This window comes from Microscilla marina ATCC 23134, assembly GCF_000169175.1.
Lineage (GTDB): Bacteria > Bacteroidota > Bacteroidia > Cytophagales > Microscillaceae > Microscilla > Microscilla marina.
In genome coordinates, this window is the sequence record NZ_AAWS01000018.1 from 13,644 (window position 1) to 38,262 (window position 24,619).

At 40.8% G+C, this 24,619-nt stretch carries 12 protein-coding genes; 5 read left to right on the forward strand and 7 right to left on the reverse strand.

Annotation, left to right across the window (positions count from 1 at the left end; translation table 11 throughout):
- Nucleotides 1-285: 285 nt before the first annotated feature.
- Nucleotides 286-1,620, reverse strand: a complete 1,335-nt coding sequence (locus M23134_RS17730) for a flavin monoamine oxidase family protein (RefSeq protein WP_004155934.1) — start codon at nucleotides 1,618-1,620, stop codon at nucleotides 286-288.
- A gap of 54 nt (nucleotides 1,621-1,674) precedes the next feature.
- On the opposite strand from M23134_RS17730, the gene M23134_RS41815 reads away from it, so the two are divergent.
- Nucleotides 1,675-1,845, forward strand: a complete 171-nt coding sequence (locus tag M23134_RS41815) for a hypothetical protein (RefSeq protein WP_198145040.1) — start codon at nucleotides 1,675-1,677, stop codon at nucleotides 1,843-1,845.
- Nucleotides 1,846-2,007: 162 nt separating this feature from the next.
- Complete coding sequence (locus tag M23134_RS17735) at nucleotides 2,008-2,574, forward strand: SiaB family protein kinase (RefSeq protein WP_004155941.1); 567 nt, start codon at nucleotides 2,008-2,010, stop codon at nucleotides 2,572-2,574.
- Nucleotides 2,575-3,112: 538 nt separating this feature from the next.
- On the opposite strand, the gene M23134_RS17745 is transcribed toward M23134_RS17735, so the two are convergent.
- Both M23134_RS17745 and M23134_RS17750 read right to left on the reverse strand, forming a co-directional pair.
- Nucleotides 3,113-3,418, reverse strand: coding sequence for a hypothetical protein (locus tag M23134_RS17745; RefSeq protein WP_004155942.1), 306 nt, complete (start codon nucleotides 3,416-3,418; stop codon nucleotides 3,113-3,115).
- A gap of 36 nt (nucleotides 3,419-3,454) precedes the next feature.
- Entirely contained in the window at nucleotides 3,455-4,450 is a 996-nt protein-coding gene (locus tag M23134_RS17750; RefSeq protein WP_004155943.1) for a CobW family GTP-binding protein, read from the reverse strand.
- 421 nt (nucleotides 4,451-4,871) lie between these two features.
- On the opposite strand from M23134_RS17750, the gene M23134_RS17755 reads away from it, so the two are divergent.
- Both M23134_RS17755 and M23134_RS17760 read left to right on the forward strand, forming a co-directional pair.
- Nucleotides 4,872-10,664: a T9SS type A sorting domain-containing protein gene (locus tag M23134_RS17755; protein WP_082226592.1), complete on the forward strand. Its 5,793-nt coding sequence runs from the start codon at nucleotides 4,872-4,874 to the stop codon at nucleotides 10,662-10,664.
- A 482-nt stretch (nucleotides 10,665-11,146) separates the two neighbouring features.
- Nucleotides 11,147-16,945: a T9SS type A sorting domain-containing protein gene (locus M23134_RS17760; protein ID WP_045113797.1), complete on the forward strand. Its 5,799-nt coding sequence runs from the start codon at nucleotides 11,147-11,149 to the stop codon at nucleotides 16,943-16,945.
- A 249-nt stretch (nucleotides 16,946-17,194) separates the two neighbouring features.
- On the opposite strand, the gene M23134_RS38395 is transcribed toward M23134_RS17760, so the two are convergent.
- Entirely contained in the window at nucleotides 17,195-19,780 is a 2,586-nt protein-coding gene (locus M23134_RS38395; protein WP_053337321.1) for a PAS domain-containing protein, read from the reverse strand.
- A gap of 166 nt (nucleotides 19,781-19,946) precedes the next feature.
- On the opposite strand from M23134_RS38395, the gene M23134_RS41210 reads away from it, so the two are divergent.
- The gene (locus M23134_RS41210; RefSeq protein ID WP_157558530.1) at nucleotides 19,947-20,228 is read left to right on the forward strand and encodes a hypothetical protein; all 282 of its coding nucleotides are present in this window, start codon (nucleotides 19,947-19,949) and stop codon (nucleotides 20,226-20,228) included.
- 30 nt (nucleotides 20,229-20,258) lie between these two features.
- On the opposite strand, the gene hemC is transcribed toward M23134_RS41210, so the two are convergent.
- The 3 genes from hemC to M23134_RS17780 form a co-directional block, all read right to left on the reverse strand.
- A complete protein-coding gene (hemC, locus tag M23134_RS17770; protein WP_004155953.1) occupies nucleotides 20,259-21,185 on the reverse strand; it encodes a hydroxymethylbilane synthase in 927 nt (308 codons plus the stop codon).
- Nucleotides 21,186-21,445: 260 nt separating this feature from the next.
- Complete coding sequence (locus M23134_RS17775; RefSeq protein WP_004155955.1) at nucleotides 21,446-22,576, reverse strand: DNA polymerase III subunit; 1,131 nt, start codon at nucleotides 22,574-22,576, stop codon at nucleotides 21,446-21,448.
- Nucleotides 22,577-22,832: 256 nt separating this feature from the next.
- Nucleotides 22,833-24,338 (reverse strand): alanine/glycine:cation symporter family protein, encoded by a 1,506-nt coding sequence (locus M23134_RS17780; protein WP_004155965.1) that lies wholly within the window; start codon nucleotides 24,336-24,338, stop codon nucleotides 22,833-22,835.
- Between the last annotated feature and the right edge of the window lie 281 nt (nucleotides 24,339-24,619).

Below are 24,619 nucleotides of genomic sequence, written 5' to 3' on the forward strand. Positions count from 1 at the left end.
TAATATATAGTTTAAATCTATGTGATATAAAAAAAGCTGTTTTTACGTGGGTAAAAACAGCTCTTTGTTAATTTTTTGTATGTTTACAATTGACAAAGCCATTTCACCCCTGGTCGGTTAATAATGACCAGGATAATAATCAGGTTAACAATGACTAAGTAATTTTGCATTTTTCTTTGTTTGTTAAAATTTGATAGTTCTAATAACAGGGAAAAGATTCCAAGGATCAAACTTTAGTCGTAATTTTTTTTGAGAATATCAATATAGTGCAAGCGTGTGTTAATATCATTCAAAAAGTTCTATCGATTCTACGACTTCCTTCACGGCACGGTAGCCGGTTTCTAATGCCCCATGAACAGTCCCTAAATGCCCCCAGGCGTTGGTAGCTTCTCCGGCAAAGAATATTTTATCATCTATGGGTTCTGCCAAACTAATACGTTCAGGTTCGGAGTTGAGGGCAGGATAGGAGTAAGCCCCTTTAATGTATGGTTCTTTGCTCCAGTCCATAATATAGCTATCCACCAGGTTGTCGGTGGCTTTGCGTTCACCATAAAACTCGTCCAGTTCGTGCAGTGCTACATATACCGCTTGTTCGCCCAGACTACTTAGGTATTCGGCATTTTCGCCGTTGACAAAAGCAGTCAATACGTGGTCTTGTGTGTCTTTGCCTATGCCAGTAGCCCAAAACTCAGGCACTTGCCCTCCCGGAAATATAGAAACCATATCTTCTTGCCAAAACCTTTCTTTAAACTTTAGAATAATTTTCATCCCTGCATCCATGCCTATAGTATCTATAGCTTTTTGTTTTTCTTTGTCGAAGGCGGGCAAAAAAGCAATATCACCTGCCTTGAGCACGCTTAGAGGCACTGTTACAATTACTTTATTGGCTGTATACTGTCCTTTCTTGGTGTCTATCTCTATGAGTTCTTTGGTAGTATCTACCATTACCACCGGGCTATTGAGCTGCACCTTGGGCAGTACATCGGCAAAAGTGGCTTTGAGTACTTCGTTGTAACAACCATTCTTCATGGCAAAATTAGACTCACCCGAAGACCACTTTCTGTCGGCCTGTGCCATACTTAGTACTCCCAGGCGTTGGTTAGAGGTGCCATATTCGTTGCCATACCAGGCGTTGATTACGTGGTGGTATTGTTCGGGTACTTTGAGGCGTTTTATATAATCAGCCACTGACACTTCTTCGTGGTCGTACTCTTCCCAGTTTAGAGTAAATTTATCTACCCTTTCGTAGCTCTCGGCGTTTTGCATTTCTTTGAGACTAAGTACTTTATCTTCTATCTTGTAGAAGGTAGTACCGTATTTGATGGGGCTAATTACTTCTTTTTGCTGGGCTTGTATTAGTTCGTACCAGGCAGATTTTCGCCCGTGAATTTCTTCTGCCCCCAGTTCTATCGGAAAGTCTGCAAAACCCTCAAGGGCTCTTATTCGTCCGCCTATCACCTGCGAAGCTTCCAATATGGTGTATTCAATGCCGCTTTTTCCTAAGATATGCCCGGCAGTAAGTCCTGCTATTCCGGCGCCAATAATAATCACGCGTCCATCCCAGGGTTTTTCCAGTGAGAACCCGTTTTTGATGGCAGGCAAAATTTCATTTCTGTACATATATGAGTTTTTGATTACTGTTCCCAAGCTTGCCCTGAGTGCATGGATTAACCAATGACAAATGGTGACAAGCCTTGGTATTTCAATTTAAAAAATGATCATCAAAATCATAAATTATATAACAAAAACATCCTGCTGACCAGACAAGAGAGAAATCTGGTGATGTTTACTTTTCATATAAAAGATGGATGTTACGCTGCCTTAAAGTTTGGTGAGGGTGGTTAAAAAAAACATATTATATTGAATTCTTTGCTCGATCAGGAGTGGTTTGATAATTTTTTAAGGCATATTTGTTTAGAAATCGAGTCATTTTTTTTATTTTAGGAGCAACAGATACTTTCAGCTAGTTTTTTATTTACCTTAACTTTCAAGAGATACATCATACTCATGAGTTCAGAACAGGTTAAACAATACAACGAAGACCAGGATTTTGATTTTTTTGCTTATCAGGCGCAGCTTGAGCGGGAGAACCTAATGCTTTCTTACAAAGGACCTTTAACAGATGTGTTGTTGGCAGAGCTAAGCCGCGATATTAGAGAAAAACTCAAGGATAGCCGCAGGGTAGGAAAAAAAGTGTTTTCTGTTTTTATGGAGTTGACCCAAAACGTACTATATTATTCTAAAGAAGTCAACCACTTTGGCGATCGTGATAGAGTAGGTACAGTGGTTATTTTGCAATATGATGATCACTATCAGGTGATTACCGGAAACATGGTGAGGCGTGAGGCAGCTCCTTTGTTGCTCGATAAATGGAAAACAGTAACTTCTCTTGATCGTGAAGCGTTGCGTGAGTATAAACGCAAATTACGCGATGCCCCCTCAGAGGGAGAAAGCAAAGGTGCAGGTATTGGGTTGGTTCAAGTAGCGCTCACCTCCGATGATCTGGAAATGAAAATAAAACACTTAAGCAATGAGTATTCGTTTTTTGCCTTGTTTGTAAATATAAAGAAATAGATGCGTTGAATGTACTTAGGAACATGTTCGCCCCGTAAACGGGATTTCGGGCATAGCCCTCAACAATAACCCCGATAAGAAATCGGGACTTTGAAGCTGTCCGGTTTAGAATAAATTAGCTTCGCAGAGCTTGAACTTCGTTCTGCGGTTCTCATTACTGCCTTTTGTTATTTTTATTGCCCATAGCGATGCTATGGACGCAAAAATCGATGGCTAAAGCTTCGCTTTGCCGAGCTCTGCCAAAGGCTAAATGCCGCAGTCAGCTTTGAGCCTTTAACCAAAATCTGGACACCTATTTTGAACACGTTCCTTAGTGATCTTTCATAAATAATTTGAGCCATTAAAGTGTATCTATTGCCCTCATTCTTCTCAAAAAAAAAAGCTTCATAGCTTTGGCTATGCACCGTTTTTTTTGAATCGTCTGAGAACAATATATTTTCTTGAATTGGCACATCTTATTTTTTCCAGATCACTTATATAAAAGCAGGTGATGGTGTCAAAAGACTCTTTCACCTACTTTTGTATCTTTTAGTCATTTCTAAGCGTTTGTTTGTTCAGCAGGCACCAACACTTCTGTCAGTTCGCTGATATCAATCTCTTCCAACATTTCTTCTTCGTCAAATATACCTAAAGAAATAGCAAAACGGCTCAGCCTAAAATATTGGTAAGGCGCCAGGTCGTCATTGTCTATTTCGGCAAGCTTACAACCATATACTCCCCCTTGAGCCATCATTTTGGCAATTTCTACAATATGGTATTTTTTTCCCTTTTTAACCCAACGGCTGGTAGGAACTTCGTTTGGTCGGTTAGTATCATCTATACAAACCACTTCAATATTGGTCATAGCGTATGTATTATTTTTTTGCGAAACTATCTATAATTAAATTTTTGCAAAATACGACTTATCTAAGCAAGAATTGAGTCTTCGCTGCAGAATTTTTTCGTTCAAACTATTTCCTATAAAGACTATTTTACTTGTAGGTGTTTGGTTTTCATCCCAAGTGCTCCCTTCCTCAAAAACAAATTGGTTCTTCACCGATTGAAACACTACTTTTTTCTCCTTGTTGGCAAAGTGCAACACTCCCTTGATGCGATAAATACCTTTGCTTTGTACGTGCAGTAATTGATAAATCCACATTTTAAACTTGTCTTCATCAAAGGGGGCATCAAAAGAAAAACTATGTGACACCAACTGGGCATGGTGGTGCAAAAGAGGGCGTATTTGTTGGGTTTTTTGTTCTATGGTAGCAGTTTGGTGTGCTTTGATTGTCAGTAGGTCAATGCCCTCAAATTGGGCAAAAGCCCCCGCTACTACTTGGGCATACGGGTTAATTTGATTGGCAGTTTGTTGTATTTGGCTCAGCTGAGTTTCTGAGACCTGGTCTGCCTTGTTGAGCAATAATACATCAGCAAAAGCAATTTGTTGAGCGGCTACGTCATCATTACTTGCCAGGGTTGCTTCAAGGTGAGCCGCATCTACCAAACAAAGGGTGCTATCGAGCTCAAAGCGGTTTTGTACTTTCATGTCAGACACAAAAGCGGCCGCTACCCCGGCAGGATCAGCCACGCCAGTGGTCTCGATAATTAAATGGTCAAAGTCCTGAAATTTGTCTACCAAATGGCGCAACACTTTGCCTAGTTCTACATTGAGCGTACAACAAATACAACCATTGGCGAGTTCAAAAATACCGTCTCCGGCACCCACCACCAACTCATGGTCTATAGGTACTTTTCCAAACTCATTTTCTATAATAGCAAATTTGGTTTGGGGGTGTTGGGCTATCAAACGGTTGAGCAAGGTGGTTTTACCCGCTCCCAAAAATCCGGTAATAATGGTGACAGGTGTTTTGGCGTGTGTATGGTCTTTTGTAGTCATGTTTTTTGTTGTTGGTGAGTGTAAAACTACATAAACACGAGAATAGTTCATTCAATGCATTGGTTGATATAAAATGTAAGCATTGCATTAATAAGGGCTAATACTCTACTGGTTTTTGCAGGTTTTACTGTTATATTCTATTGTAAATATTACATGGTACTATTTTGTGTTATGCTTTTTCTGTGTTTAGATAAGGAAATGCTTGGTCAAAGCAGTGATTTTGGGCTTTAGTCACACCTACTTTTGTTGATTATTTATTGAATAATGAAAAAATAAATTGAATATGTAATGTGTTGATAGATAGTTTTTTATGGCTTGGATATGCCTTGGTTTTAAAATTTGTTTTCCGTTCAGAAAACCAAAGAAGTATGTATAACCAGAAGGTTTGAATAATTACATCCATTCATAACAAAACAAGAGTATGACTCAACTACAATACAATAATTCTAAGATAAGGCACAAGCATCTTTGGTTAATGCTTGCTTTTTCTTTATTTTTTGCTGCCAATACCTTTGGTCAAGTTACCTACCGCTGGACAGGAGCAGGTGATGATACGAGGTGGCATAATAAAAACAACTGGGAGGTTGTAGGACAACCAGGTTTACCTACTACCATACCCAAAGGCGATGATGATGTGATATTTGATGCCTTGCCCGGTGATGTAACCGTTTACTTTGATGAGGTAGCCACTTGTAAGACGCTCAATACACAAAACCTGGATCCGGCAAAGAAGCTGTCTTTTGCTTTTACGAGTTCATCTCCTAAAAAGATTATCATCAACGGTTCGCTGTTGTTGAATGATAACACGGTGTTTATTGACAATAATGGCACAGGTTTAGGAACAGTAGAGTTTTCTTCACAAAGCAGTGGCAACCAAATTTATTTAGGGGCAAACACCCACCATGAGGTCTCTCTTAATTTTGTTGACATAGGTACCTGGACAGTGATCAGTAATGTTCACACTACTGCTAACATTAAGGTAACCCAGGGGACTTTGAATATAGAGAGTAAAAATATTCAATGTAATGATTTTAGGTCATACTATGGAGACTCTCGTACCATCAATATGAAGAACTCGACCGTTGTTGTGAACTATTGGGTGGTGGGAAATACCCCTCAGTTGACACTGGATACTGAAGGGTCTGATCTTCATATCTTGAAGGGAGACGTTGTCAGGGTTTATATGGGGAACCATAATTATGATAAGGTCACTTTTGGAACCACACCTGATCACACGCTCCTTATTGAGATAAATTATCCTAACTTGGGGTCTGCTAAAATTAAGCAGGCAATTATGAAGTCTACGATTACTCATAGACCAGCCATCGAGTACGAAAACCTTACCCTTGAGCCAGGCGTGAGCCTTTTCCTGACTAGTAAAGCTACTTGTACCAATAGTTTTACTGCCAATGGTACTTGCGACCAACCAATCAAAGTGTACACCTATCAAGGAACCGCAGCTATTAGCACCAATGGGTTGTTTTTAAACTTGCCTAATAGTGCGGCTTTCCAGAGCAACTATATGCAAGTAGAAAAAGTAGTAGCAAGGAGCACCACCCCAGGACTGTTACCCTTTACTTTACAAAACGGGTTGAACCTTGATGAGCCTGCCAATACAGGTGCCAACGGCTGGACTTTTGTACCTCCCGTGAACAGGGACTTGCTATGGGTTGGTGGTCGAGGAAGCTCTGCAACCTATAATTGGTCGGATGTAAATAACTGGGTCTTGAAAAATAATCCTTCGCAAGCGGCGGGATGCTTACCCGGACCTACTGATCGGGTTCACTTTGATCAATCTTCTTTTGTAAATGGAGGAGATGTAGTAGTTGATTTAAACAATGCTTACTGTAGCGATATGTTATGGGACGCCAATGTAGCCAGTGCTGTCCACCGTCCAGTGTTGACACAAAGCATTAAAGACAAGAATTTATATATCTATGGGTCGTTGCAATTGGCAGCTGCTATGGATGTAGCCTTTACCAATATCATAGAGTTAAAGGGAGGAGTAGGGGCGCATACCCTTACTACCGCAGGGCTTGCCCTGAAATGTCCCATAAGAATTCATGCCGAAGGAGTGTATACTTTGCAAGACAACCTTACTTCAGAAAGCACTTTGTATTTCCGACAGGGAACCTTAAACGCGATTAATAAAACGATCAGTGTAGAAAGCATTTCGGACGGGGGAGCACAGGATCGTTTTTTGATTTCAGGTCCTCGTGCTTTCAATTTTTCGGGCTCGACCTTGAACATTAAAGATTTTCTGATTCTAGGTGGAGCAGTGAGTCCTACTACAGTAAATGCAGCTAACTCTACAATCAATATGTTCGCAACAACTGGCGCAGCAGTAGTGGGATCAGCAGTAGATGCTTTTCACGATATAATATTTCATAGCACTACCGATATTAATGCAAGTATACATGCCAAAAATACCACCACGTTTCATGACGTAACCATTCACTCTGCTAAAACTGAAATTACTGGTACCGGGTCCTATAATATCCTTGACCTTAAGGGTTCGGTAGAATTTGGTCAGAATGATGATCGTACCTATGGTGATCTGATGTTGACCAAGGGAAAGGCTTATCAGTTTGACAATACCAAAGGCAATTATAAGATTATGTCTACACACACGATCCAACGAAAGTTGACCGCTGTGGGTACTTGTGGCAGTCCTATCATTCTTGAGTCGTTGACTGATGGTACACCGATAAATTTACACTTTGCTACAGGCAGTACTTATGATGCCAGTTATTTGTCTATCAACGAAATAAATGCTACCGGCGATCAGGCTGGTTTTTTAGTGGCCACTGAAGGCTCGCTGGATGCAGATAATACTTACCCTTCTACTGGTTGGGATTTTACTAACAGCCAACCCGCCCGTACCCTGTATTGGGTAGGCGATGGAGGGAATTGGGGCGACGAGAGCCACTGGGTCACCCGCGATGCCAATGGTGCTATTAAAACCACCAATGAGTGTACACCTACGCCAAAAGATATTGTGATATTTGATGCGAACTCGTTTACAACTGCGGATCAAAAAGTAAATATGGACTTGGTGGTGGCTACTTGTCACTCCATTATTTGGAAAGATGACGTAAAGTTTCAACCTGAATGGGCAGGCGAAAATCATAACCACATCCTGAGAGTGTATGGTTCTTTTACTACTGCCGATGCCAGCAAAATGAGTGTGTCTTATACAGGATATGTATACATGTTAGGCAATGGTAGCATAGACACCAAAGGCAACGAGTTAATGATGGGCAGGTGGGTTTTTGAAAACGAACAAGCTACCTGGAATCTAAACAGTGATTGGCATGCAACCCATGTGTATTTAAATGGGGGTAGCCTCAAATCTAACAATTATGCTATGAATTTAGGGGTTTTTACTGCTGTTAGTGAAAAAAATGTGTCGTTTGACTTAGGTACATCTATGGTGACAATAAGAGGGAACTCTGGGAGCCATAGTTGGAAAATTAACAATACACAAAATAAGTTTACCCTCAAGGCTGCTCAATCTACAATAGAGCTTGCCGAAGGTGCTATAGAGATGCATGCAGGTACTGGCTTGGTGTACAACAACCTTACCTTTAGTAATAATAGAAACAACGGTGTTAAGCTATCGGCTAATCAGTCAAGTTTTAATGATGTATTATTTAAAAGCAGCACCATAACCGTTGCGGGCAATAACAATACGTTTAGATCATTGACATTGATGAAAGGTGGAACTATTGAAGGCGAGAATATATTTGACTATTTGACCCTGATAGTACAAGCAAACAGTTACTTTTTAGAAGGGGGTAAAACTCACACTGTGAACAAACGCTTGATGGTAAGAGGAAATAATTGTACGCCCATTCATTGGGAGTCTACTAGTGCTTCGCAGGCTGCATCAATCGTAATGGGTACCGATGCCATTGCCATTGTAAGGTATGTAAACATGCAAGGCTTGCATATTACCGAAAAGACCCCAAAGTTTGAGGCAATACAATGCGCCGATAATGGAATGAATGCGGGTTGGAACTTTGTGCCTTTGAGTCAGGCGATAGGTCATGGATTTGCCGACTCACAAACGATTAACCCTGGTGAAGAGGTGTGTTTATCGGTAGAAAATTTTGCCGTCATGGAAGGCGATGATTTTGTCTGGTTAAAAGATGGGGTAGAAATCAATAGTACTTCTCGCACCCTTTGTATCACCGAAGCGGGCACCTATGCTTTAAAAATAACTTATGACAATGGTTGTGAAACACAAGACGAAATTGTTATAAGTTACCCAGTAAGCCAATGCCCTTACCAAATTGGCAACGCTACTTTTAGTTGTGTAGGCGACACAGTATGTGTGTGGCTCAAGGCAAAAACCAAGGTAACTGCGGGCATCATTGGCATGGACTATTGCTTGCAATATGATGCCAGCGTAGTAGAACCCATCACCGATTTGAACTTGCCCAAAGATCGCCGTTATGAATTTGGTGAAGTGGTGACCACCAACGGTCAAGGTTTTGAGCGGGTATATATCAACTATGAAGCTGGGCAAAACCGCGTATATAGTAGTATTTATTACGAAGATATCCAAAGTTCTACTACTTCCCGTTATTTTACTGGTTCAGGCAATGTATTTTGTATCAAGTTCCGGCTAAAAACAGCGGTGACTGGACAGTTCCCGATCACAGCCTGTCAGGTGTCAGAGTCTTACGCCTTGGGCGAAGAAGATAAATGTGCCGACCCTGGAATGGTAGAAGTAACCCCAGATGTCAACAAGTTAAAAGCCCGTATTATTTACTGGAACCAGGAAGGCGGTATTCGCCCATTGGCTTACGACAACAGCGGCAACCACCTGATTACCAACATTCAAGGCAATGTAGCTACTTGTGATGCTTTATCGGTTACTGCGGTAAACACAGATATTCAAGGGTATTTTGTCTACGATAAAACTCAAGGAAGTCATGTGACGATTAAGCGAGATATTCCTGGAGATTATAATGGCCAAACTGGTACTGCCCCTGATATGATGAATATAGTGAATGGGATGGATTGTTATTATGCTGGGCTGATCACTACGTTTGACCAAAATAACACGAAAAATGGCAATAGTAATTGGACGCCAAATGCTTTCCAGATGTTGGCAGCCGATGTAAACATGAACGACAAGGTAAGAGCCAATGACATTACTTTGATTCAAAACCGCATTGTGTTGAAAATGCAGGAATACCCTCAGGTATGGAACTATGCCTATACTGCAGGCAACACTGAACAACAACCTACGCAAGCTGGGGTGTATTCGTTAGACTGGCGTTTTGTAGACGAGGCAACAGTAAATACTGCGACCGACTTTAATGCCACAGCAAACTATCCAGTATATGTAGGTAATATGGCAAGCGATGCTGGTTTTTGGCGCGACAATGCCCCTGACTTGACTACTTGCCGCCCGGTACAAGAGGGCTCAGTATGTGATGCTGGCAATACCAACAACTTGTTTTATGGCATTATGTTAGGTGATGTAGACGGAAGTTGGACTACTGGGGTGAGCAACCATTTGCGTACTACCAAAAGCGAAGGAACGCTTGCCATTGACTTGTTCAATGCTGAGGACATGGGCGATGGTGGGTATCGTATTCCGGTATATTACCGTGGAGAAGGTAAATTGCACGCGATTGACTTTAGCTTTGAGTATGATCATAGCAAAGTGCAGGTTCAGAAGGCAGATTATGCCACAGCTGGTACTAGCGCAGAGCTAAATATGCGATGGAATGCTTACCAAAACCAAAAGTTTTTGCTTACTTCTTATACTATGAAAGGGGTAAATACCCAAGATAAAGTATACTATATAGAGGTGAAAACCACTGATGGTAACTTAGACGCAAGCGCTTTCCAAAATGTAAAAGCTTACTTAAACGGTAAAGCAAGCCAAAGCAAGGTGATCGCTACGGCAGCACAACAAAATGCGTTTGCGATGGCAAACAATACCACTGTAGTTACTATGTACCCCAACCCGGCAAGCAATGTGGTTACTTTAAGCTATAGCCACCTCAGTCAAGGCATACCTCAGGTAGTGTTGAGCGACTTGAACGGGCAAAAGGTAAACATACAACCTACGGTAGACCAAAGTGGTAAAATTCAGTTTGGAGTGTCGCACGTAGTAAGAGGCCTGTACCTGGTAACGCTTTATGATGAGGCAGGTGGGGTGATTTCACGCCAGAAGCTGATGATTAAACGATAATTTACTTTGGGTAAAGAGTAATGCCAGATAAAGGCATTGATAAAAAAGGTCAGGAACTTTATGTTGCTGACCTTTTTTTGTTGACTTTTCTCTGAAAACTCCCCTTTCAACAAAAGCAATTATTTTCGCAAACATTCAAAAAGGCGAGTTCTAGGAAGAAGTTGGGGGCTTAGCAATCAACTTATTTGCAAAATACGATTTATCAAGGCAACTGTTGAGCCTTCTTCTGAGTATTTTTTTTTCCTGAATACTTTGGGGTAAGAATGGCTACCTGTGTTGTTAGCTTGAGCTTATAAGGTAAATTTAGAAGGGTAATACGGCACCTTTAAAATGCATTGGTTAGTTGTAGTAATGATTTATTATGCTGTAAATCAGTTACTTATGTTTTTGTATGTAATTTTGTCCATCGAAGAGGCAAAGAGCGGTACTATAGCTACTGAGAATACTTCTCAAGTTTTACAACAATAAAAGCTAGATTTTATATGATGCAAACTTCTAAGATTAAATTTAGGCAAAGTATAGTAATTATACTAAGCCTTGTTTGTTTTACTGTGTTCCAGGCAAACGCTCAAAGTGTCTTTTATTGGACAGGTGCTGGCAGTAATACAGCGTGGTCAAACAATCAGAACTGGTTGGAAGATGCCGATGGAGGTGGTGCTCCACAGGCAACCGCTAACGTTCCTTCACCTTTAACAGATGTAGTTTTTGATGCTGCTTATATGGTGAATAACTCTGTTGCTATTGTTAGTGGGGATATTTGTAATAGTTTAACAGCATCAGCTAATGTTAGCCTAAATATAGCTTATGCAAATTCATTGGTGATTTATGGTGATTTGATCTTAAGTGACCAGGCCATTGCTGGTGGGCAAGGAACTTTTGAGCTAAACGGCTCAGGTACTCAAGTTATCAACTTAGGTACTATCTCTCGGTCTAATCTCAATTTACAGTTAAAGAACATTGGTATAAGGCAAGTAGTTAGTGATCTTGATGTTGGGTTCATTACGCTTACAGGAGGCGCATTTATTGCGAAAAATAAAAATATCCAGTGTCGTCGCTTTTCAATATCTGGTGCAGATGGTGACATTGCCAAAACATTGAACATTGAAAATTCAAATATTACATTAAGTAATTTACACCCTGATAAAAATGCTTGGTTGGTGGGGAGCTCTAATGTGACTTTTACTTCTACTGGCTCTGTTATTACTATTGATGCTGCAACTGCTGGTGTAGGCGTAGGTAACTTGACTTACAATGAATTGGTATTGGGTAATCCAGCCAAAACAGGGGGAGTAGTAAATATAGGTGGTAATGCGACTATTAATAAAACCACTTTCAATACAAATGGGTATTTTGCTGATGGAGGTACCAATACTTTTACAAATCTTATTTTAACAGCAGGCAAAAAGTATGAAATGGCTTACTACATCAGTGGTGTGGTTATAGATAACCTTACCGCCAATGGAGTTTGTGGTGCGCCTATTAGTTGGTTAGGACAGAACAAAACAATTACTATCAATAATATTGTTTCGGCAGATTATTTTGAAGTATATAACCTGAAAGTAGATGGTACCGCAAATTTTGCTGCTATCCCTAATGTAGCGAGCCTTAATGATATTACTTTTACAGGCACTGATGTAGCTAAATATGGAAGTTGGGTATTTTCTCCCAATGCCTCTAAAAATTACCGTTGGCAAAATGCCGGGGTAAACAACCTTTGGTCAAACTCGGCTAACTGGGTTAATGTAGCCAGTGGATCATCTGACGGTTGCATACCTGATTATAATGATGTGGTTGTTTTTGATGCAACCAGTTTTCCTGGGGGTAACAATCAGGTAGAAATGGATTTGTCTGCTGCCAGTATTGGAAGCATGACCTGGAACGACAATATTACAGCCAATCCTGTATTTACAAATCCTTTGACTGAAAAGCTATTTATTAATGGCTCTTTGAAGTTTACTTCGAATATGACCATGAGTTATGGTGGAGAGATATATTTTAGTGGTGACAATACCCATACTATTGATATGGCAGGCAAGGCTTTTGACAATAGGGTATATTTTATAGGAGGAGGAACATATACATTAGAAAGTGATTTTAGTGTGGGCAATGCCAGCATTAAAAACCAAATCTATTTTAACAATGGCACCTTGAATACCAATACTGCTGGAAACTATAGCATAACTGCTTATCAGTTTTCAAGCGGTTCTTACGATTACCCACGTAACCTTTACTTAAATAATTCTCATGTGTATGTACGTAACTGGAGTGTATATGGTGGTGAAGCTAATTTACCTGCCAAGTTAACTATATACCCAGGCAATTCAACAATTCATGTAGTGAGCATGAATGCGAGTGGATCGCTTACTCGCAGGCTTGACTATCACGATGTAATACTCGAAAACTATAGCCCAGCAGATTTAACTGGCTACTCTAATTTCAATAATATTACTTCTACTGTTGAACTGGCTAAAATTTCAGGGCAAAATATCATTAATGGTACCGCTCATTTTCAACATTCAGGTGAGTTGAATGGAAGCCAAGAATTTAATCATTTGATTGTTACTAAAGGCAAAACCTATACTTTTACTAATGCTACCAGTCAAAAAATTACTGGAACATTTTCAGCATTGGGCGATTGTAGTAATCCCATTACTTTTCAATCAACAGGCACTGCTGAGATAGACTTTCAAAGCAGTACCATAAATGTTGATTATCTGCAAATTAGCCAGGTAAACGCTACCAATACGGCAAATACTGATATAGTAGTAAATAATGGGCAAAACTTAAGCGGGAGCACAGGTTGGGCATTTGCTGCTGCTACAACACGTACTTTGTATTGGGTAGGAGGCACTGGTAATTGGGGAGACAAAGACCACTGGTCATTAACTTCTGGTGGTACTTTTGGTGAATGTATTCCTACCCCTTTTGATAATGTAATATTCGATAACAACTCGTTTAGTGCTGCAGGACAGGTAGTTACACTTGACCAATCTGTGGCAAGTGTTCGTGATATTACTTGGGCTAACACAGTTACTAATCAACCTGATTGGGCAGGGGTAGCAGGTAACCAACTTACTATTTATGGGTCACTACATTTGCCAAGTCAAACTTTGATGACCTCTTCTTTTGAAAGTAAACTTATCTTTAGGGCAAGAACTGAGAACGGAGGTTTTACTCCTTCTACCATTGATATTGCTGACCAAATATTAGAAAGCAGGTTTGTAGAGTTTGAAGATGTAAATGGTGTTTGGAATTTACAAAGCGATTTTAGATTGAGCACAGCATTTCGTGCTAATACCATCATTGGTTTGTATGCAGGTGAACTCAACGTAAATACTCATACCATTAGTGCTTTTTATTTGTGGTTGTCTGAGAAAACAGTAAGTGAGCCCAAAAAATTAGACATTACCAATTCACAGGTAGAGTTAGCAGGAGTAATCAATGGGTTTTTAAGAACTCTAATTATTGCACCTAGTAATGTTACTTTAGTTACTACAGGCTCTACCATCACTTTTACAAGTGATGGAGCGGCTATGTCGCCTCGAAATCATACTTATAATATTGTTCATTTTAAAGGTAGTGGAAGCATTATTGAGAATGAGAATTCATTAATTAATGAGTTAATATTTGATGGAGGAGGCAATTTAACGGGGAAAGGTACTATTAATAAAGCTACATTTAATGGACCTGGTGCATTCACTAATCTGGCTGCACCAATACTTTATCCTGTTGATAAATATACTATTGGTGATTTGATTTTCACACCAGGCAATGATTACACATTTCAGGTGAAGTCGGGTTCCCCTGTATCTGTTACTAATAGCTGGATAGTAGCAGGATTTCCTTGTAAACGCATTATTTTGCGTTCTACTGCTACTGGGCAGCAGGCAAGCATAGAAACTGTACCCAACGTAGCAATAGTGGATGGGGAATATCTAAATATCCAAGACATTGCCGTTACTGGAAGCGCTACTTATTATGCAGGTAATTTTAGCCAGAGTGCTTTTGACCCTGCCAAAAATAACACTGGCTGGACGCAAGGCAATAGCACCAATACTAATAACAGTAATGGTGGCCTCGTTACTGGCTTGGGAGATGACCTTTTACTCAAAGCTGGTGAATTTCCTCGATGTTTAGATGCTACCTTGGCTTTTCCTCAGTTGGCAAACCAAAATATTAGTGTAAACTACCAGTGGCAAAAAGATGGGGTGGACATTGTTGCTCCTGGGGGCACTGCCTCTGCTTATTGTGTTACCGAAGCTGGGACTTACAATGTAGTAGTTACTTATACTTACAATGGTGACGAGTGTGTGGTAAATGATGAAATTGTAATTACTCTCGATGATTCTTGCCCTTACCAAATTGGCAACGCTACTTTTAGTTGTGTAGGCGACACAGTATGTGTGTGGCTCAAGGCCAAAACCAATGTAACTGCGGGTATCATTGGCATGGACTATTGCTTGCAGTACGATGCCAGCGTAGTAGAACCTATCACCGATTTGAACTTGCCCAAAGATCGCCGTTATGAATTTGGTGAAGTGGTGACTACCAACGGTCAAGGTTTTGAAGATGTATATATCAACTATGAAGCCGGGCAAAATAGAGTATACAGCAGTATTTTTTATAGAGATGCTCAAAACGCCACCAACCCCCGTTACTTTACTGGTTCGGGTAATGTCATTTGTATCAAGTTCCGACTAAAAACAGCGGTGACTGGACAGTTCCCGATTACAGCCTGTCAGGTGTCAGAGTCTTACGCCTTGGGCGAAGAAGATAAATGTGCCGACCCCGGAATGGTAGAAGTAACCCCAGATGTCAATAAGTTAAAAGCCCGTATTATTTACTGGAACCAGGAAGGCGGCATTCGTCCATTGGCTTACGACAACAGCGGCAACCACTTGATTACCAATATTCACGGCAATGTAGCCACTTGTGATACTTTATCAGCTACTACAGTAAATACCGATGCGAACGGATATTTTGTGTATGACAAAACTCAGGGAAGCCACGTGACTATCAAACGAGATATTCCGGGAGATTATAATGGCCAAACTGGTACCGCTCCTGATATGATGAATGTGGTAAATGGGATGGATTGTTATTATGCCGGGCTGATTACCACCTTTGATCAGAACAATACTGGCAATGGAAACAGCAACTGGACACCGAATGCTTTCCAGATGTTGGCAGCAGATGTAAATATGAACGACAAGGTAAGAGCCAATGACATTACTTTGATTCAAAACCGCATTGTGTTGAAAATGCAGGAATACCCTCAGGTATGGAATTATGCCTATACTGCGGGTAACACTGGGCAGCAACCCACCCAAGCCGGAGTGTATTCGTTAGACTGGCGCTTTGTAGACCAAACAACGGTAAATACGGCTGTAGATTTTAATGCCACAAATAATTATCCGGTGTATGTAGGCAATACGGCAAGTGATGCTGGTTTTTGGCGCGACAATGCCCCTGACTTGACTACTTGCCGCCCGGTACAAGAGGGTTCAGTATGTGATACTGGCAATACCAATAATTTGTTTTATGGTATTATGTTAGGCGATGTAGACGGAAGCTGGATTACCGGGGTGAGCAACCATTTGCGCACCACTAAAAGCGAAGGAACGCTTGCCATTGACTTGTTCAATTCTGAGGACATGGGTGATGGTGGGTATCGTATTCCGGTATATTACCGGGGAGAAGGTAAACTACATGCCATTGATTTTAGCTTTGAGTATGACCACCGCAAGGTGCAGGTGCAGAAAGCAGACTATGCGACCGCTGGTACCAATGCCGAAATGAAAATGCGTTGGAATGCTTACCAAAACCAAAAGTTTTTGCTTACTTCTTATACTATGAAAGGGGTAAATACCCAAGATAAAGTATACTACATAGAAGTAAAAACTACTGATGGTGACTTAGACGCAAGCGCTTTCCAAAATGTAAAAGCTTACTTAAACGGTAAAGCAAGCCAAAGCAGGGTGATCGCTACGGCAGCACAACAAAATGCGTTTGCGATGGCAAACAATACCACTGTAGTTACTATGTACCCCAACCCGGCAAGCAATGTGGTTACTTTAAGCTATAGCCACATCAGTCAAGGCACACCTCAGGTAGTGTTGAGCGACTTGAACGGGCAAAAGGTAAACATACAACCTACGGTAGACCAAAGTGGTAAAATTCAGTTTGGAGTGTCGCACATAGTAAGAGGCCTGTACCTGGTAACGCTTTATGACGGAGCAGGTGGGGTCATTTCACGTCAAAAGCTGATGATTAAGCGATAAGTGATCTTTCATAAATAATTTGAGCCATTAAAGTGTATCTATAGCCCTCATTCTTCTCAAAAAAAAGTTTCATAGCTTTGGCTATGCACCGTTTTTTTTGAATCGCCTGAGAACAATATATTTTCTTGAATTGGCACACCTTATTTTTTCCAGATCACTAATCAGCTGATTATTTAATTGTAGAGTCAAAACAAAAAAAGTCGGGCACTGTCAGTGTCCGACTTTTTTGCTTTTGAGATCTTGCACATTTTATTGAATACCTGGTTCATTGCCCAGGTTGTCCAGTATTTTTATTTGTTCTTCGAGTTCTTGAATGCGTTTTTCATAATTTACAATGCGCTTTTGCATATCGTTTTCGTGCCTTCTTAGTTTTTCTTCCGACTCTAACGACTCCAGCAACAATTGTCTTACTTTTCTTTCTGAGCTTCGAGCTTCGCTCACATCGCGCGAAAATATAGATACTCCAGTTACTTCTTGTCCTTCATCATAAATAGGGTTAAACCAGTACTCTAAATAACGGGGTTTAAAACCAAAGATCGTTTCATCTCGCAGCTCCATAAAGCTTTCGCCACCCAATGCCCTCTCATAGTACACTTTCCATTCTTCTTCGTGGCCTTTTTCTAAAAAATCGAGTATATGGGCTCCGGCTTCCAGCCTTAGTGGATGGTCTTTAAACTTTTCTTTGTATTTATCATTTACCACCAGTATTTCATAGTCTTGATTAAAAGCTACAATGGCATCTTCAGTGTTGTTAATCAGTGATTTAAGGTTACGCTCGGTTTCTTTCAACGACATTTGTGCCCGTTGTTGCTGTGAAATATCTTCTATAAAGAGCGAGGCGCCTATCACCTTGCCTTTGTGATCTTTGATAGGGTTGTAATTGAGCAAATAGAAAAACTCTTGGTTGTTCTTGATAGATTGATGCATCACCACAAATTTTTCACCCGATAACACCCGTTTGTATTCGTGCTGGTGTTTTTCAATTTCTTCTTTAGCCATGGCATCCAGCATATTGTTGCCAATATCGAGGTTTACCCCGGTTTCTATGTAGCGTTGCCGCATAGACTTGTTAATAGCGGTTACCCGGTAGCTTAGGTCAAAGGCAATCATGGCGTGGGGCGTACTATTGATGAGGGCATCGAGGTTGGCTTCTTTAGTAGCAAGCTCTTTTTGCGCTTGACGCATCACGTTTTGAGTGTCTTGCAGTTGTCGCACATTTTTACGCATAATCTCCTCTTGACGCTCCATCGTCTCTGTTTTTTCTTGCGATTCGGTCAGCAACAAACGAGTTTGTTCGTTGGCACGGGTGGCAGCAATAGAGGAGGCTATATCCTTGGCTATTTTTTCTATAAACTCTACTTTATAAGGTGCAATATCATGAAAAGCGCCTAACTCTATAACCCCCAGCACCATTCCGTTTACATGCAATGGCACAATTACGATACAGGTAGGCGTAGCTTCGCCCATTCCAGAGGTGATAATGGCATAGTCTTTAGGAATATCTTTCAGGTAAATGGTGTTTTTTTCTACCCAGGCTTGTCCTATGAGCCCTTGTCCTCTCAGTACCTTTTTTTCAAGGTATTTTTGGCTATTGTAAGCATACGAAGCAGTAAGCTGCAAATACTCTTCTTTGCCTTCCGGGTCGTGCTCTACCGTGAAAAAGCCACCTTGATTGATTTCAAGGTACTTCACCAGGTTCGATATCAGGTCATTCCCCATGTTCAACAAGTTGTCAACATTAGAGCGTAATATATCACTGAATTTGGCAATTCCGGCATTGCTCCAGTAGCGTTCCTTGTTTTCGTCAGATACTTGCTTGAGTCCATCCCGCATTTTTGCCAGGGCTGCACCTAAATCTCCCGAGTCTTTAAACAGCGCTTCGTCATTGTCAAACTTGTTATCATTCACTCTTAATGCAAATCTTCTGAGGCTTACCAAATCTTTGATTAAAGCATTGAGGTGGTGTGCCAAGGTCATGAACTCATGGCTTTTGGTGAAGGGGCGTTTGGGAATTTCGCCATTCAAAAGCTTTTTTATGTAGAGAACGATCACCTCTAGGTCGTTGTTGAGGTATTTCATGAGCAACTGGATGGCAAAAAATATAATAATACAGAGAATAGCCACCATTAAAAACTCCATGATCAATAACATGTGCAGGTTGTCGTTGAGCAGGTGGTTGGTTTCTTTGATCACAATGTTATTTTTAAAAATAAACTCTTTGACCAGGCTATGGAGCTCTGCTTCCAGTGGCACGAGTTTTACTTCTAGCAAGTTGGCAAGCTCTTCGTTATGCAGCAGAAGAATGGTGTCTTGAGTTGTGGGAGCAGTGAGGTGTTGGTATCGCCAAATTTTTTGATTGATTTTCTCAGAGTTACGTACAACAAAGCGACATTTGTCAATCTCAGCGTTGATTTTTTTTAAGTTACCTTGAATATTCTGAAAAATATCTTTGAGTTCTGTTCGGTTGTATTGGGCAAACACTGCATTGAGTTTTTCTAAATGCTTGACTTGCGCCCTTTTTAGTTTGTTAATTGTCCGGAGGTCTCGGTACAAATTTTTGATAAACTCTTCCTGGGAATCATAATAAACATTTACTCGTTTTTGAATGGCTCTGATGGTTTGGCTAATGTCGATTTGTAATGCCTGAACCGATTGATTGGTGGGCTGATAAATCGACATTACCTGATCGTTTTGCCGAATGGTGCTGCTGGTAGCAAGGTAGGCTACTAGTATAATAAGCAGTACAAACAAGCCAATCAGTGCAAAACTCGCGATCAACCGGGTTTTGATTGCACCAAAATTTAGATTAATTTCTTTACCAAAGAGTTTTGCCATTTTTTTTGGGTGAATATTTTCAGCAGGAATGCTCAATAATTACTTCAAACTGCTTCGTATAATAATATTTTAGACATAGCGATTTAATCAAAAACAAGATAGTGATTAATTGGAACGAAGCCTTTTAAATTATTATATTTTACAATTTTGATGCCTTAAGAAAAACGTGGTACAGTACCAATATACGAAGAAGCAACAGTTTGGTGGCTACTTATCTATTTCAAAAGTTGGCATTACTTGTTCCTTAAAGAGCCGTTACATAGTCAGCAATCTTCCAGTAAACCTGATGGTTATGCCAATAAAAGGTGCTACTCTTGAAAGCAAAGTAGGGGTTGTCACACCATTCAAAGATTATCAAATTTTATTAGGGAAAACCGATTTTTTTGAGAAATATCCTACCTGCCAGGTTTTCAAAACCTGGCAGGTAGGATTAATGTTTGGGAAATAACCTTGGTATTCTAAGTTTTGTAGCAAAGGCCTAAAGGTTCGCTTTGATTTCACTTAAAATCTCCTCGCCACCATCTTGCAAAATACGTTCAGCCAATTGTTTTCCAATACTAACGCCGTCATCTAGTACTCCTTTAGCTTGCTGTTTTACCAGGTCTTGCCCGTTGAGGCTTATAATGCCTCCTTTGAGCTCTATTTGGTTTTTTTTGATGCGGGCAAGCCCAAATACTGGAATACTACAGCCACCTTCGAGGGTTTTCAGAAACGATCTTTCGGCACGCAGGCACTGCTCGGTTTTTTTGTCGTTTACACATTGCCTGATCATAGCCACTTTATCGTTATTGAGGTCTTTGGCAGCTTCTATAGCCACGCAGCCTTGCCCTACTGCAGGTATAAACTTGTTGGGAGAGAGGTCTTCTACAATGTATTTTGAGAAGCCCATGCGGTGAACCCCGGCATACGCCAAAATCAACGCATCATAATTGCCCTTTTCCAGCTTTTTCATCCGGGTTTGCAGGTTGCCCCTTACGTCAGCGGTGCGAATTTTGGGGTAATAATGCTTGAGTTGAGCTACTCGTCGGGTAGAAGATGTGCCTATAATGTAGGAACTGTTGAAGGTGTCGAGGCGGGCATCGGTATTAAAGCTGATTAAAACATCGTGCACCTCCTCCCGTTCAGAAAAAGCAATCAGTTCCAGGTCGTCAGGCAAGGTCGATTGAACATCTTTGGCACTGTGCACGGCAATGTCTACCTCTTTTTGACGCAAATGCTCTTCCAGCTCTTCGGTAAAAACCCCCTTGCTGCCTATTTTAGAGAGTGCCTTATTCAGAATCTTATCTCCCTTTGTTTCAACCATTACCAACTCTGTGGTAGCTCCTCCTTTTTGTAATAAATCGGCTACGTAATTTGCCTGCCAAAGAGCCAGTTTGCTGCCCCTGGTTCCAATTCTGATGTGCATGGAAACAATCCTTTCTTTTTGTTGAGATTATATGAAACACAAAAGGATCATAGTGTAGGTGGTTGACAGTATAATATTTCATCAAGTGTTTTAAAGCCTGTAAATCAAGGAAAAATCAGGGTTTTCTATCTATGCCTGACAGGTTTTTAAAACCTGTCAGGCATTAAACACTTTATTTTATTAAAAAACTACCAACTGCACTAATGCCGTTTTTGTGATAATTAACTAGCAAATATGTGAATAATTTTACTCAAAATCAATTATTTACGAGTGGGGTTGATGATTTGAATGATATGGAGCGAGGTATCCATAAATACAATTTTTGGGCTGGCGTTGCGCTCCAGATGAAAAATGGCGTCGTTGAACTGTTCGTACAATAAACTACTATTGTGTATTTGCAGTACTCTTGAGAAGTTTTGCACAAACTGATATTCTTTGCCTGCCAAGCGCACTAGCTGCTCGTCGCCTTGTTTCCATACCAATGCTTCGCGGCAGATGTGTAGCCCGTATTGAAACAAGTTTTTTTGTTGGTCTTTGCTCAACTTGGCAAAAGTATCGGTGAGACTTACCAATGCTTCCATGTCTTTTTTAAAACAAGTACGCATCCACTCTACAAAAAGCTCGTGTTGAGTGTGGTGGGTATTGTCGAGTAAGTGAATGGCGGCATTGATGCTACCATCTGCCATATAAGCTACTTGTTGGGCTTTTTCGGGGGGGAGTTGTTGATGAGCCACGAGGTAGTTGGCTACTTCTTCGTCGGTAATAGGGGCGGTTTGCACAGCCTGCACCCGTGATATAATAGTGGCAAGTAGCTGGTTAGGGTTTTGGCTTACCAACAAAAACAGCGTCTTGGGCGAAGGCTCTTCCAGTATTTTCAATATGGCGTTGGCAGCACTGATGTTCATAAATTCGGGCAACCAAAGCAGTAAAATTTTATATTCGCTTTCAAATGGTTTTAGTGAAAGCTGTTGAATAATATGACGGCTCTCGTCTACCGAAATATTGGCTTGTTTGCTTTCGGCATCAATAAAACTCAACCAATCGCTGAGGCTTACATAGGGGTGCTTGGTCAAAAACTGCCGCCATTCTTCCATAAAATCTTTGCTGACAGGTTTGGAACTTATTTTTTTGGTAGTAGCCACCGGAAACACAAACGAAAGATCAGGATGAATAAGCTTTTGGCTTTTGATACAGGCAGCACAAGTACCACAAGCGTCAGTGGCTTGTTTGTTTTCGCAATGTATGTATTGGGCATAAGCCAAAGCCAACGGCAGAGCAGCTCCTCCTTCGGCCCCCCAAAACATTTGGGCGTGTGCCACGTGGTTGCTCTGAATGGCATGAATAAGTTGTTGTTTGATTTCAGTTTGTCCTATGATATCTTTAAAGAGCATATATTTGCTTGATTTTATTGTTTGGTGACTCTTTTGGTTTTTAAAGTTAAGGATATTTCATGATAAGTAGTAGCAAGCGATAAGCTATGAGCTACAAGTCGATGTAAATTGCTTATAATCAGTATGTTATTTGGTTGAAACTCCTTGAGTCTGTACTAACAGGGTCAAACAAAAAAAACACACTGTGCATCATAAAAAAAGACAACCCCAAAAGAGGTTGTCTTCTATATATGTTTACAGGTTTTAAGAACCTAACTTATGCTTTTCTCATTGTTTTTATTTTACCCATATAGGTAGCAAGGTCTTTCTTGATTTCGGGTGCCAGCAAGTAAAGCCCCAATATATTGGGAAAGCTCATAGCAAAGATCATAGCATCGCCAAAATCAAACACACTTTGTGCACTTACGGCTGAACCAACTACAATAAAAGAACAAAACAATACTTTGTAGCTAATGCTTGCCACTTGTCCTTCGCCAAACAGGTAAGCCCAGGATTTGGTACCATAATAAGACCAAGAGAGCATGGTAGACAAAGCAAACAGGATAACTGCAATAGACAACACCGTAGGGAAGAAAGGCATCACCGAACCAAAGGCCTTAGAGGTAAGCGCAATGGCTTCAGAGTTGTTGCTGGTGGGCACCGAGTAAGATTGAGTGATAATGATGACCAGGGCAGTCATTGTACAAATTACTACAGTATCGATAAAAGGCTCAAGCAAAGCTACTATTCCTTCGCTTACTGGTTCGTCGGTTTTGGCTGCCGAGTGCGCAATAGATGCCGAGCCAATACCGGCTTCGTTGGAGAATGCCGCACGTTTGAAACCCATAATCAACACCCCAATAAAACCACCGTAGGCAGCTTTTGCTGAAAACGCTCCGTTGACGATGATACCAAATGCTTTGGGGATTTCTGAGAAGTGGCTCAAGATGACAAACAAGGCGGCAGCTACATAAATACCTACCATAAAAGGCACCACTTTGTCGGTTACATTGGCAATACTCTTGATTCCTCCAATAATGATAATGGCTACTACAATTGCCATAGCTACCCCAAAAATCCATCCTTGACCATACAGGTAACTATCGGTGCCTCCAGTGGCAATGATGAGTTGTTGGGTAGCCTGGTTGATTTGTACCATATTGCCACCACCAAAGGAACCTCCTACGCAGAACACGGCAAAAATGATAGCAAGTATTTTTCCTAGTTTCTTTTTGTTTTGCAATGCCAATCCTTTGCTTAGGTAGTACATAGGACCACCCGACACCGAGCCATCGGCGTGCTTGTCGCGGTATTTTACCCCCAGGGTACATTCTACAAACTTGGATGACATCCCTAGGAATCCGGCAAGAATCATCCAAAAAGTAGCGCCAGGTCCTCCCAGCGAAATGGCTACGGCTACCCCGGCAATGTTACCTACCCCCACAGTGCCCGAAAGAGCTGCAGTAAGTGCTTGAAAGTGAGATACTTCTCCTACATCATTTGGGTCATCATATTTACCTCTTACCACATCAATGGCGTGTTTGAATCCGGTGAGGTTGATAAACTTCATGTAAAAGGTGAAAAATATGGCTCCAGCCAGCAGCCACATCAATACTACGGGTATTTTGGCACCACCAATGTTGATGCTGAAAAAAACAGCGTTGCTTATTTCATTGAGTATATTGTCCATGGTGGAGGGCTTAGGGGTGGGTGCTTTGCCCTGTGCTAAAACTTGAGTAATGCTAAATAAAGCGAGCCCCAGCAGGCTAATGATCTTTTTCATTCTTTGTTTATGGTCTGTCTATGATTATAAGGAGTGCTTGAAAATAAGTTATTTCTCTGGAGTCAGAGACTTTATGTTGGCACGAGGCATTTTTGTATACCCTGGCTAAAGCCAGAAAAAATCATCAACCTATCAACATAAAGTATCACCTCGGAAACGAAAAGTTATTTTTGCCCATTCCTAAAGAGGGCGCAATTATAAAAAAATGATTGCACTTCAGCATTAAAAAACAGAAGATATCTTTGAAAAAACCAGTATTTATAGGTGAGTTGCTATGTGTT